This window comes from Eubacterium sp. LMAG:50 (assembly GCF_008680265.1).
Classification (GTDB): Bacteria; Bacillota; Clostridia; order Lachnospirales; family Lachnospiraceae; genus Eubacterium_U; species Eubacterium_U album.
Window position 1 is genome coordinate 224,888 of record NZ_NALP01000004.1, and the last position, 13,638, is coordinate 238,525.

The 13,638-nt window shown below is 35.0% G+C and carries 6 protein-coding genes; 3 read left to right on the top strand and 3 right to left on the bottom strand.

The genetic code is table 11. The features are described 5' to 3' along the window. Window positions 1–6 precede the first annotated feature (6 nt). From CCC31_RS01275 to CCC31_RS01285, 3 genes are all read right to left on the bottom strand, one after another. Window positions 7–4,077, bottom strand: coding sequence for a transglutaminase domain-containing protein (locus CCC31_RS01275; protein WP_290848967.1), 4,071 nt, complete (start codon window positions 4,075–4,077; stop codon window positions 7–9). A gap of 10 nt (window positions 4,078–4,087) precedes the next feature. Further along, window positions 4,088–7,675, bottom strand: coding sequence for a VWA domain-containing protein (locus CCC31_RS01280; protein ID WP_290848968.1), 3,588 nt, complete (start codon window positions 7,673–7,675; stop codon window positions 4,088–4,090). 201 nt (window positions 7,676–7,876) lie between these two features. Then, complete coding sequence (locus CCC31_RS01285) at window positions 7,877–11,062, bottom strand: glycosyl hydrolase (protein WP_290848969.1); 3,186 nt, start codon at window positions 11,060–11,062, stop codon at window positions 7,877–7,879. Window positions 11,063–11,368: 306 nt separating this feature from the next. Here CCC31_RS01285 and ptb point away from each other — a divergent pair, with 306 nt between their 5' ends. The 3 genes from ptb to CCC31_RS01300 are packed head-to-tail and all read left to right on the top strand — an operon-like array spanning window position 11,369 to window position 13,597. After that, a complete protein-coding gene (gene ptb / locus CCC31_RS01290; RefSeq protein WP_022088163.1) occupies window positions 11,369–12,277 on the top strand; it encodes a phosphate butyryltransferase in 909 nt (302 codons plus the stop codon). Between the two features lie 18 nt (window positions 12,278–12,295). Continuing rightward, complete coding sequence (gene buk, locus CCC31_RS01295) at window positions 12,296–13,363, top strand: butyrate kinase (RefSeq protein WP_147585705.1); 1,068 nt, start codon at window positions 12,296–12,298, stop codon at window positions 13,361–13,363. Between the two features lie 36 nt (window positions 13,364–13,399). Continuing rightward, complete coding sequence (locus CCC31_RS01300) at window positions 13,400–13,597, top strand: PspC domain-containing protein (RefSeq protein ID WP_022088165.1); 198 nt, start codon at window positions 13,400–13,402, stop codon at window positions 13,595–13,597. Window positions 13,598–13,638: the final 41 nt, after the last annotated feature.

Sequence of the window (13,638 nt, forward strand, 5' to 3'; positions counted from 1 at the left end):
ACTACCTCAATTTATAATTCCTAATCGTTTCATGGTATTTCCGTTAAGTGGAGTAACATATTGTCCTGCTCCTCCAGACATATCTCCCCACGAAGCTGCTGTTCCTTTTAACCCGTAAGTGGCATCAATATTACTTCCTACTGCATCTGTCGTATCCTCAATAAAATCATTATATGTATTTTGCAAATTCTTAAAATATGATGAATTAACATTCGCTATTCCTTCCTTAGATAAAATTGTATTCAATCCATCTATATCTCCATTTTTTATTGCATCTATTTTATCAAAATACGTTGCATTATTAAAAGTTCCCGTATGATAAGCTGCTTCATTCTCTACATAAGGAATGGCTCTTTCACTATATGTGTATTTACCCGTTGGAGGAACATCTGCAAAATTAGAGCCTCCCATATATCCATATCTATCCCAAGTATTAGGCAACCCATCTGTTCTGGAAATAGATTTGATTGTGCTTTCATCAAAGCCTAATTTAGGTGGCCAATCATATATTACATTTCCTTTCGCATCAAAACCTTTTACATACTGAATATCACTTGGTATATTGATATCAGCTTTATAATTCGAACTTTCAAACAATTTTTGTAATTCTCTTATCTTCTGGGCATCAGTCAAATCACTTCTCATACCAATATCGCTTATTGCTTTACTAAAATCAGCATAAGAGTTTAAACCACCCTCAACAATCTTCTTTACTTCATCAAAGCTTTTTCCTTCCTTAAACATTTCCAGTGCATCATCACCATAACTGTTTATAAGGCTTACTGCTTTTTTAGCTTCTGTCGGTTCCAGATTGTCGATTATTCTTGCAAGGTCATCTCCATACTTTTCTGCAAGCTTTAGTCCGTCTTCTCCAAACTCCTGCAGTATGCTTGCTACCTTTTCACCGTATTTTTTGCTAAGCAACTCCCATGCATCAATGAAATTCCAGTAATCCGGGCTTCCTCCTCCGGGAATATATCCTGTTCCGTGACTTCCTGAACCGCTTGCGGTTCCTCCACTTCCGTGGTTTCCTGAACTGCCTCCCGGTATTTCACCTGTTCCATGGCTTCCTGAACCACTTCCGTTTCCTCCACTTCCGTGACTTCCCGAACCACCTGTTCCCGGGCTGTCATCCCATGATACTCCTCCAAATTCTTCCGTAAAGAAGTTTTTAACATATTTACTGTCTACGCCCATTTCCACAAGCGTGTCCCCTATCTTCCTTACGACTTTCTTTCCTAAAGTTCCCGCCACCTTCGTTATTACACCAAACGTCACGTTGAAGTACAGATTCGTCATCATTTCTTCTCCGTACCGTCCTTCTCCGGTGCTGCAATACATAAACAGCGTAAACATACTGTCAATGTATGCATAAACGGCAACTCCCAGAAACACAAGTGCAACTGTCAGCAACACTGGATTTGCAAGGCCTAAAATAATCATATCTATCGCAGCAATAAGATCATATGCAGCGATTATTACATTTATTGTACCCACAATTATGTTTATTGCCGTACTGCCACCGCACATACTTCCACTTATCATGTAGGCTCCTTCGCCTGTACTTGTATCAAGTGCAATATATGCCGTGCCTTTCCATCCATAGTAACACATTTCTTCCCTTGGTACTATGATTGTACGCCCTGCTTTGACTGCATTTTTCATCTCACTTAATGTCTTGTCATCTGCTTTTATTTTTTCAAACTCATCTGAATTTTGCGAATCTATCTTCACAAGCTCCATGCCTCTTGAAAGCGCCACCTTAAATACTTCCATTGTGGATACGGCAAATGTTCCAACCGTTTCCTCAAGGACAAAGCTTTCAAGATATGAACCTACAAATCCGCTATATACCATGAAATCCCTTACCGGATTATGGTCCACCTTGTTTTCTTTATCATCGTTGCTGTCTTTTTCATTTTCCTGATCATTGTTTACTTCAGAAGTTCTGATTTTATCTCCGTTGTATGCAACTCCATATGTATCCGTGTCTATATCAACAAACACTGTGCCTTCAGATATTCCGATTGGTGCACCAAATATGCTTGTGACCCTTGGTTTGTATCCAAAAATTCCCTCACTTATCTGTCTCCATGTTGTAACATTTAATATTCCCTCAAGCATACTGTCTGCCATATCAAGCTGTGCAAAGTATGTTGTGCCAATTCCTGAAAGTGTTTCCCCCATTGCCCTGTCATTGCTTTCTTTTCCTGATTCAAGTTTTTCCTTTAAACTGAGCAGTTCGGTCTTTGCATCGCTTAAATCAGCTTCGCTTATTTTTCCATAATCAAATGAAACCGCATAACTTCCACCCGCGACAAGAGGATTGTCAACTGATACTGTTTCACATCCTGCTTCATATATATCCATTCCAAATATTGTATATGTTCCGGGACGTACTGCATTCCCCTTTGCAACACATTCCCCGTCTGCCATTATGCATGGAATAACCTTAATGAGATATGCAGGTGTGCTATATATATCGCCATATTTTTCTATTATCTTCTCATCTTCATCTGTTTCAGGGACATATTCAATCCAGACATTTTTTCCATATAATGATGCTGCTTCAAATGTTACTTCTTTATCCGAATCTCCAATTGCGTATGTACCGTAAAACGGTGTTGTAAGTTTAAATGTTATCTTTGCCTTCGCCTTTTCAGGTGCCCTGTCAAATACGGCATTTTCCTTTATTACTTCATATGGAAGTACGGACGGAAGTAAGCTAAGAGTGTCTTCCTTTATTTTTCTTTTGCTAAGAATTGTGTCAGTTTCAATACTTTCTTCATTTGCGTATTCAGTTATCCTATCCTGAATGCTTTCAAGATTTTCACTAAACCCTGTCGCGTTTTCATTTTTTAATTCTTCACTAAGTTTTTTTATTTCCTCATTAAAATCACTGTCATAGTTTAACTTTTCCTGCTTTTCGTATTTTTTATATGAGGCATCCATTGGAATCCATTCTTTTGCACCGGCTACTTTTCCACTTCCCCTGTAACTGTCATATGGAATGTACGCTTCTACCCATACATGTTCAATTCTTACGGCTGTTATCTTTCCATCAGTCTTTACTACCGTTGTCGGAATCCCAAGCATAGATAAAATATCAACTGCGCCCTGTTCATTGTCTGCACCCGTAAGATTAATTGCCTCTTTTATTTCAATCTGTACTGTTCCTACTACATATCTCGCTTCAAATCCTCTGTATTTCAACATTGCTATTAGAAGCGATGCCGTATCATAATCATTTCCCACCTTACATGTAAATGTACCTGTAGCACCATATCTTAAACCGTAATAAGGCTTAAAATCTACTGTATCTTTTACATATTTATATATTTCATAAGGAGTATTTAGCGTATCGGCTATCTTTTTAGCCTCATCACTTAAAATTAATGCTTCATCCTGTGTGCTCTCTCCATCACACTCTCCGTTTTCTATTTTCTTTAACAAAGATGTCGTGTACAAACTGCTATCCGGTGTCTGTTTTCCTACACTTTCACTTACATCATAACTTTTAGAGGTCTGATGTGGTTTATCGGGCACTTTTGTTTCTATGTCTTCATTTTCCGTTATCTTTCTGACTTCATCTGTAAGATTAGCGTATTCATTATCTAGTTCTTTGTTGCTTACATCTTTTTTGTCACAAAGTTTTATCACTCTGTTTATGTCATTTTCTGTATCTGCAAAGTCTTTGCTAACTTCTTTTCTGCTTTCTTCTACTCTCTTTAATACTGTTTTAAGATTTTCTTCTTTAGCATATTTTTGTGCCTTGTTCATTTCATCTGTAACAGATTTTTTAAGTTCCGACACATATTCAAGAATATTTTTAAGACTTTCTGCGGTTTCTTTTTTTGATTTTACTTTATTTACACTTTCAGCCATGTATGTTTTTAACTTCTCAGCATTTTTTGCAGATTGTGTTTTAACTTCTGCTTCACTTAACTGATACGCTTCATTTATGTCTGAACTTTTAGTGGTATTCTGCTTTATTCCCGGCACATACATTGACACTGTCACCATTGCCACTATCAGAATAAAACTTAAAACCCTGTTAAAATTTTTCTCTTTATACATTTTTTAACCCCTATTGTTCTTCTTTTTCCTTTTTTCCTGCCATAAATATAATGACTATAATTGAAATGAACTGAATAATCATCAATGCTGCAATTGTTTTTCTTGTTTCAAAATCACCGGTTTTTACGGGTGAGCCTGATTTTATTTCTTTGTTGTTTTGATTATTTTCATCCACGTTGTATGTTTTTATGCCATCACTATTTTTCTTAATGCTGTCATTCTTACCATACCCTTTTTTATGTTTACCACTTATATTGGCATTCTTCTCATGCTTTCCCTTTGTTGTGGCAGAATTCTTTTCTGACTTTTCCGACCTGCCTTTAACATTTGAATTTCCATCTTTTTTCACGGCTTTTTGTGTTGTAATTTCATTGCCCGGTTTTTCACCGCTATTATCTTTTGTTACGTATTCACTAATACTGTTGTCGTGATTTTCCATATTTTTCTTTTTCGCAAATATGGCTTTTACCGTTACATCATTACCCGGCATTGTAAACATTGTAGATTTATCATACCTGTCAGAGAATGCTCCATAGTCACACTCCCATCCTGCAAATATGTATCCTTCATCTGCTACTGCCTCAAGGCTTATGCTCTGTCCCTCCTTATAGGCATCATTTGTTTCAGAGATAATGCTTCCACCATCGGTACACTGAATTTTAAAATTATAAGCATGGTCTGTAAGTTTAAATCCTGCCTCATCCATCAGAAATACTTCATCATCTGTCACAAACTGATATATGATTAAGAAATTTCCTTCTCCAAGTAATGAAGTGTCTGTATCTATGGTTTCAGTAATTTTATCTCCCTGTCCGATTTTCGTTTCCTTATTTTCCAATTCAGTTACATTTTTGTTCTTTATGTTTATTGCACTTATTTTTAAAATGCCGTTTTCCTTTTCCTGTCCTTTATTTTCGATTACATAAGAAATTTTTGCAGTATCTCCTGTTTCCATATCCGTGTTGTCCACACTTACATTTCCCTTAATGGCTTTGCCCTGCTCGTCACTTTCCTTTGGGATAACATTTTTGGCATATATTCCCTTTTTATCTACTTCTTCTGTACTCTGTTTTGTCTCAGGTTCCGTTTCAACAATTTCAGTTGTAATTTTTCGTTTTATGGTTAAAGGATCAAGTTTAAGCTCAACCTTTTCATCATTTTCATTTGTGTATGAAAGTGTTATCTCATCCATAAGATTAATTATTTCTTCATTGCCTGAAACACTTACCGGCATTTTCATTTCCATATTATTATCCTGACCTACGCTTATGTAGCCCGTCTTAAATAAGAGTGTATTTGTGCCATCATCATTTTTTATTATTTCATCAGGGGCATTGCTGAATTCAATATCATCAGGATTTATGTCTTTATTTAATTTCATCTTAAGTTCTATGTTTTTACCCGCAACCATGAATATGTCGTTTGCAAGTTTTGCCACGCATTCAGTTATTTCATCATTTGTCGGTGCGGTTAGTGCCACACCGTCTGAGATGTCGGCTATGTACTGCATTGTCTTTTTTGCCTCCGCTCTGCTGCTTTCTGATGCATTAGATTCAAGAAAGACTGAATATATTGTTATGTTCTGTTCCGTGATTTGTTTAACATTAAGTGTTCCTGAATCTGCTGAACGTTCTCCATCTGAAAACAGATATATTACCTTGTCTCTGTTTTCGGAATTTTTAAAATCATTTATCGAATTATTTATTGAACTGTATATAGGTGTTCCGCCCCAATAATTTATGTTTTTGTTAACATTATCCAGAACCTGATTCAAACTTTTCTTATCACTTATAAACTTGCATGCCGGATTATTTAAGTTAATGTACCTTATTAACACTCTGTCTTCCGGTTGAATATAGTTAGTTATTATTCTTGCCCCTTCTACCGCATTTTTCCAATCTTTATCACCCATACTCGCGGAATTATCCAATATGATAACTATATCCATCGGTCTTCTTTTTATATTTTCCGAAAGACCAATTCCCTGCATGTCAAACTTAACATTTACATATTTATCATCGTCAGTTATTTCATCTTTATCAGCCTCGTATTTTATGTCAATTCTGTTTTCATTTTCTTCATCAAAAACTTTTATCAGCGCTCTGTCGGTTTTAATAACCGTATTTTTATTCTTATACCTTACTGTTACTGTATATAAATCATCCGTGTCTGCCTGTGACATGAATGAAAAATCATTGCATTCAATGTATTTTGTATTTGCGTCTGCATCAATGTTACGATTGTCTTCATAAACATTTTCGCCATTCTGATTTTCAACATTTATGTTTATGTCTATGTCCGTATTCGTGTTTATTCCTGTTTCTGCCCTCAACTTAAACTTTATTTCTTTTTTTGTGTTAACAGATACTGACTTTGGTGAATAATTAAGAACTGATTTAAATATTTTAATTCCTTCACTGATTTCTACCTGTTTTCTTTTTATTGCCACAACCTGTCCGCTTTCTTTATCTGTAACTATTGTAACAATGTAATATTCACCCGGTTCCATGTTTTTCGTATTAATTACATATCCATCGTCAGTTTCTGTTCCTTTTACATAAGCTGTGCTTTCGTTTCCCATACACACAGACACTTCATGTTTTTCATCATTTATCCCAATTATTTCCGGAACAACTTTTATATCTGTGTATGCGGTTATGTTTTCATCTGAATTTATTACTATACCTGTTATTTGGGGACCCGATATAACTGATTCATCCCTGACAAATGTAAGATATTCATCTATTGCGTAAACAAACATTGCTGTTAAACATTCATCTTGATTAAGACTTCCATCCTGTTTTATTTCTTTTCCTACTTTTTCAATCCTCTGTAATGTTCTATTTGCATCAATCTCTGTCAGCGCAATTGTAATCATTAATAAATTCATTAATGATTCTTCATCATTTCCGATTATTTCATTTTCCTTTGAAACAAGATACTCATTTGCTCTGTTAAGGGCAAGCTTTTCACTTTCTTTTCCACCATTTTCGCTGATGTATTTTTTTAATATAAAAGCTGCATATGCAGTTATGTATACTCCACCATCTTTTTTGCCGGTGTATGAAAAACTACCATCTTCTTTCTGGTTTGACAAAACAAATAAAACAGCCTTTTCCATTGACTTTTTATTCATCAATTCGCTGCTTAGCATTGCTTCAAGTGCAAGAAGTGTATCAAATATGTCACCTTTGTATTCATCGCTTACACTGAAACTTCCGTCATTGTTTTGCATTTTAATTATTTCTTTTATTTTATCTTCTGTTGTTATTTCATTAATGGAATTTTTTCTATATAGATCGTCATTGTTATTTTCATACGCCGTATCAAGATATTTTACGGCTTTCTCTCTGACATCCCCTGAAAGATTTTGTTTTCCTGTATATTTTAATACTTCTGCTGTATTATATATACCTAAACTCTTCCCCCATGAGCCATCCTCATTCTGACTGTCTTCAATCCATTTCACTGCCTCTTTCTTTAGTGCAATTACATTTTCGTTGGAATAAACATCTTTTGTAAAGTACAGTAATGTAGCCTCCAACAACATTACACAAGCAAGCAGACAGGAAATCCCCTTTAGTAACCTGCTTTTCATTGTAAAACCTCCCATATTTAATTTATCTTACGTTTTGAAACGTTTTTAACAGCTCTCACTTTATCAGTTTAGTGAGTGAAAGTCAATAGTTTCGTCGCATTTTGTTGAGTTTTTTATAAGTTTTATACTTTATTTTTTCAAATAAAAAGCCATTACCAAGAACATTTTGTGCTAATCATCCTTAATAATGGCTTTACTTAATTATTTGTTTTTATACTTTTTAACAGCAGAATATTTTCCATAAATTTTATTTCCGGCAACTATTTTGTACGCTCTTACCTTAACATAAATAATTTTATTTCTATATTTGCGTCTAATATATTTATTTTTATTTTTTCTTATTGTCTTTACAACTTTAAATTTGCCTTTCTTTCTAACTTTTACAGAAACCTGATATCCGTTTGCACGACTTACTTTTTTCCAACTTAGGCGAATCTTCTTAAGGCTTTTCTTTTTTACTTTAAGTTTTTTAACTTTACCAGGTGCCTGATATTTTTCATCATTACCCAATCCACCTATACTAAAACCTTCTTTATTCGCAGTTGTTGTCACATCTGAATGCTTATTTTCTTTTGTAGACTGATTTTCTTTAATTTCGTCTTTTGTTGTAACTTGTACCTGCTCTGTGGTAGATTCATTCAACTTGTCAGTTGTTGTTTGTTCTTTACTTACTGTCTCTTCCTGTTTTTTAGTTGTTGTCTCTTCTTTTGTTGTAGTTTCACTCTGTTTTGCTGTAGTTGCTTCAGGCTTTGTTATTTCCTGTGAATCATCTTTATTTGGATTTTCTCCATCTCCGCTCTTTCCACCTGCATAAACTGAATTTGCCGGTACATCAACATATGTCTTATCTGAGAAATATGTTCTTTGTGTCTTATCTGTGTGATTTTCTACAACGTAAGTCTTAACTCCATTTTTCTCTAATACAACTGAAAATGGAGTACTTCCTGTTATATCAAAATTCTGGTTTCCATATTCTTTCAAACTTGTAATGTAAGCTAATGTATGTGCTCTTGATTCACCATTTTCAACTTTTCCGCTATCACTTAAATCAACTTTTGCAAGTGCTGCATCCGGGTCATAGTATGCATAGTATTCAGCAACCACGTCCTGATTTGTCTTAGGATCAGTAAGCATATCTTTTTTTCCGTAATTTGTACAAATCTGTTCCTTATTGTTCACAAAATTACTCCACTGCTTACTGTTTTCTCCTATGCTGTCAACTACCGCCTTAACTTTATCTTTGTATTTTCCCATATAAAGTGTTGCCCCTGATATTGGAAGCATTGTAATTGTAGTAACTTCTATTGGATTTTCTGTCCACCATGCTGTATGATCATATCTTCCGCCAAACAATCTTGTTACTGTCTGGATATTATAATTATTACTATCTTTATATTCTTTAGTAAAAATCTCATTATGTACATCATAGTAATAGTCTTCAATTGCTGCTATTTCTGTTGTGTACATGTAGATTCCAAGGTCTCTGATTCTTTCATCGCCAACAGCTTCTCCCCAAAGAATAAGTGAAGACCATGCATTTACTGACTCTGATGATGATTCCTGGTTGTTACCACCTGAAAGTCCACCTTTTTTATCTACCATTTCACCATTTTCATCAAATTCATAGTTGGCAACTCCCGATGCCCATGAATGTCCTTCATATATGTCAAAATTTCTTAAAAACGGATATCTTGTCTCGCTGTTTTTGTTATAGCTGCTACCATCTCTATTTGCATTTGCTATATCGCCTATCATTTCATAAACCATTCCACCCCACTCTTTTGCCCACTGTGGGTCTTTCATTGCAACTGCCGCAGCTGCCTTTATCCAGTATCCGTAATGGAAATGATGGTCATTTACCTGCTTATCTGAATCATATGATGTAGGATAGCCAATAAGTGTTCCATACTCTTTATCATAATAAAAATAATCATCTACATGCTGACCGTCTATATATGCCCGATGTGGGTCAAACCAAAATTCCAGATAATCTTCAACACCTTCAACCATGTCATTTGTCATAGTCTTCATGTCGTTATCTTTAAACTGGTCTGCAAGCCATATTGCATCTGATAATGTGTTAAGATTTTTTCCTACCCAGTATGTATCATATCCGCCATACTGACCTTCTAAGAAGCAAATCCATTTTGGATTATCTTTTGATTTTCTATAAGAGTATAAATATCCTAACTGATCCTTTATTTTTCCTACTGTCTCTTCATCTTTTGTTACAGGAAGTGATGATAAAATTCCATTATACTGCATTGTTGTAGAATAGTTTGTTCCAACAACTGTTTTCATTGTTCCTCTTATTGTGTCGTATGTATATCCTGTAAATTTACTGTTTGCATATCTCCACTGATGAGGATATAAAGCAATAATTGTGTCTCCACCGTTTGCTCCTGTTTCCATGTTCTTTGTAACCACGTTATATTTTGTAACTACCTTTGAAGAATTACTAAGATATTTCCACTCAACCTTTGTATCTGTAATAAAGTTAAATGCATATTTTTTGTATAATTCAAATGCATTGTCACTTCCGTCAGGTAATATTGCAACTGACATGTAGTTTTTTCCTGCCGGCATTTTTGCAGTGAGTTTTCCACCCGCATTAACCCATGTTGTACCACTTGGTGCACTGATTAAGTAGTAATGTGTCTTTCCGTCTTTCTTGTTCTTAAGACTTACCCCTAAAATATTTGAAGATGTTGAATTTTTATATATCGCAAGATCTGTTCCACCTGCTCCAAGTGAAATGGTAGGTTCTACATTTTTAAAATTGTAATAAGCATATGGTGTTCCTTTTCCGATTGTCGCCATTATGCTTGATGTTGAAGCATTGTTCTCCATCAATATATCGTATGTCCAGTCTGTAGTTTTATCAACTTTTGCATCCTTTGCACTAAAGTTATTACCTCCGATAACAAGTTCCACTGTATTATCTTCTAAAAGACTTTCTACTGTAGGCTCTCCATCTACATATGATGTACCACTAGTAACCGCCGGTGATGCCATCTGCATTCCATTACTTGCTGCGCGGTATGCAAGTGGATGTGCGTACAATGATTCTGAATATTTGTCAAATACAACTGAGCTCGCCCAATCATTTGTAGGTACTGTTCCAACTGTTTCTTTGTAATTATCTGTTAAATATGTTGTTCTTGTAGGTAAATTGTTTTTTCTATCTGTCCATGTTACTCCCCAGTCGTCTGTACCAACACCATAGACTTCTTTCTTATATCCGCCTTTGTCTACCATTACTGAACTGTTTTCAACACTAAAGTCCATAGTTGCACCTTTAGTCGAATCAGACAAATAAGGCATACTTGTTACTGTAATTGTAGCAACGCATATTAATGCCATTACCTTACTTAATTTTTTTCTCATAACACTCTCCTGTCCTCTTTTTAGTACTCCCCACATTTTATTATTTTCATTAAAAATAGATTTTCTAATAACCTATTTTCGCCTTCCAATCTATATTTATAACAAAACAAAAAATATAAACAAGTACTTCTATTTTATTAAGGTATTTTTTTATTTTTAATTTTAATTTTACATATCTATAAGGAAGTTTTCTTTATTTTTCTTTCTATTTCTTGACCTGTCAAATATACCGTGCTACTATTTAAAGTGGTTAAGCACAGGATATAAATCCAAAAAAAATTTATAAATATTGAAGAGGTAAACAAAATGACAAAAAGTTTTGACGATTTACTTGCAAAGGTTGCAGAATGCCCTATGAAAAAGGTTGCTGTTGCCTGTGCACAGGATGATGCAGTTTTAGAAGCAGTTAAGGCAGCAAAAGACAGAAATATTGCTGAAGCTATTTTAGTTGGTGATGAAGCAAAGATTCGTACAATTGCCAGTGTTTTAAAGATGAATGCAGATGAATTTGAAATCATCAATGTTGTTGATCCAATCGAAGCAGCAAGAACAGCTGTTAAATTAGTTCATGACGGAAAAGCTGATATGTACATGAAAGGTCTTATAGATACAAAATCATTCCTTAAGAGTGTATTAGATAAAGAAGTTGGTCTTAGAACTGACAAAACATTATCACATGTTTGCGTATTTGATGTTAAGGGTATTGATCATTTATTATTCTTATCAGATGTTGCATTCGTTCCTTATCCTGACCTTGATACAAAGGCTCAGATTATTAAGAACACAGTTGAAATTGCTCATGCATGTGGAATTGAATGTCCTAAGGTAGCTCCTCTTGCAGCTGTTGAAGTTGTAAATCCTAAAATGCCATGTACAGTAGATGCTGAAGCACTTACTAAGATGAATGAAAATGGAGAAATCACAGGATGTATCGTTGACGGACCACTTTCACTTGATCTTGCCATCGAACCTGAAGCTGCATTCCACAAAGGAACAACTAACAGAAAAATTGTTGGTGATGCTGATGTATTATTATTCCCTGATATTCAGGCAGGTAACATCACATATAAATGTTTAGTTCATACAGCAGATGTTAAAAATGGCAACATATTAACAGGTACAAAGGCCCCTGTTATTTTAACATCACGTTCTGATGAATTTGAAGTTAAAGTAAATTCAATCGCATTAGCAGCTGTAGTTGCTGAAGCAATGTAATAATTTGGAGGTATTAAAATGTCATACAAAATATTGATTATCAACCCGGGTTCTACTTCTACTAAAATTGGTGTTTACGAAGATGAAACACAGCTTATGGAAGAAACTTTAAGACATTCAACTGAAGAAATTGCGCAGTACGCAACAATTTATGATCAGAAGGACTTCCGTAAAGAAGTTATTTTAAAAGTCTTAGAAGAAAAGAATGTTGACCTTTCAACTATTGATGTTGTTGTAGGTCGTGGTGGTTTATTAAAGCCAATTCCAGGTGGTACATATGCTACTACTCCTGAATTACTTGAAGATTTAAAGATTGGTAAGCAGGGACAGCATGCATCAAACCTTGGTGGTATTCTTGCTCATGAAATTGCAGCACAGATTAACGTTCCATCATATATCGTTGATCCTGTTGTAGTTGATGAATTAGCTGATGTTGCAAGATTATCAGGACATCCATTATTCCCTAGAATTTCAATCTTCCATGCATTAAACCAGAAAGCTGTTGCTAAGAGATATGCAAAAGAAGTTGGTAAGAAATACGAAGATTTAAATTTAATCGTTGTTCATATGGGTGGCGGAGTATCAGTTGGTGCTCATAAGAATGGTAAAGTTGTTGATGTTGCAAATGCATTAGACGGTGACGGCCCATTCTCACCTGAACGTTCAGGCGGACTTCCTTCAGGTTCATTGATGAAGGCTTGCTTTAGTGGAAAATACACTCAGGCAGAAGTTGGGAAAATGATTAATGGTAACGGTGGTTTCAATGCTTATGTTGGTTCAAACGACATGAGAGACTTAATGAAGATGATTGCTGACGGCAACGAAACAGCTAAGGCTGTAGTTGATGCATTCCATTATCAGTTATGCAAAGAAATCGGTGCTATGTCTGTAGTTCTCGGTGGAAAAGTTGATCAGATTATCTTAACAGGTGGTATTGCTTACAATGCTAAAACTCAGGAAGATATGAAGGCTGCTGTTGAATGGATTGCTCCTGTTACAATTTATCCTGGTGAAGATGAATTACTTGCTCTTGCTCAGGGTGCATTAAGAGTTGTTACAGGTGAAGAAGAAGCTATGGTTTACTAATTATTTACTTTAAAATTGCTTTATACGGAGGTAGTTATGAAGCGTAAATTATACAAATCATCAAAAAATAAAAAGCTTGCCGGAGTATGTGGAGGACTTGCTGAATATCTTAATATTGACGTTACAGTTGTACGTCTTATATGGGCTATTCTCTCACTCTTCTATGGCTCAGGTATAATAATTTATATTATATGTGCTTTAGTAATTCCAGATGATAATATCATCGATATGTAGAATGAAAAAACAATAAATTCAAAACTCTCCTACATTATGAG

Coding starts and splice junctions, on each gene's coding strand:
- CCC31_RS01275 (WP_290848967.1), bottom strand. CDS start 4,077: ATGTATAAAGAGAAAAATTTTAACAGGGTTTTAAGTTTTATTCTGATA.
- CCC31_RS01280 (WP_290848968.1), bottom strand. CDS start 7,675: ATGAAAAGCAGGTTACTAAAGGGGATTTCCTGTCTGCTTGCTTGTGTA.
- CCC31_RS01285 (WP_290848969.1), bottom strand. CDS start 11,062: ATGAGAAAAAAATTAAGTAAGGTAATGGCATTAATATGCGTTGCTACA.
- ptb (WP_022088163.1), top strand. CDS start 11,369: ATGACAAAAAGTTTTGACGATTTACTTGCAAAGGTTGCAGAATGCCCT.
- buk (WP_147585705.1), top strand. CDS start 12,296: ATGTCATACAAAATATTGATTATCAACCCGGGTTCTACTTCTACTAAA.
- CCC31_RS01300 (WP_022088165.1), top strand. CDS start 13,400: ATGAAGCGTAAATTATACAAATCATCAAAAAATAAAAAGCTTGCCGGA.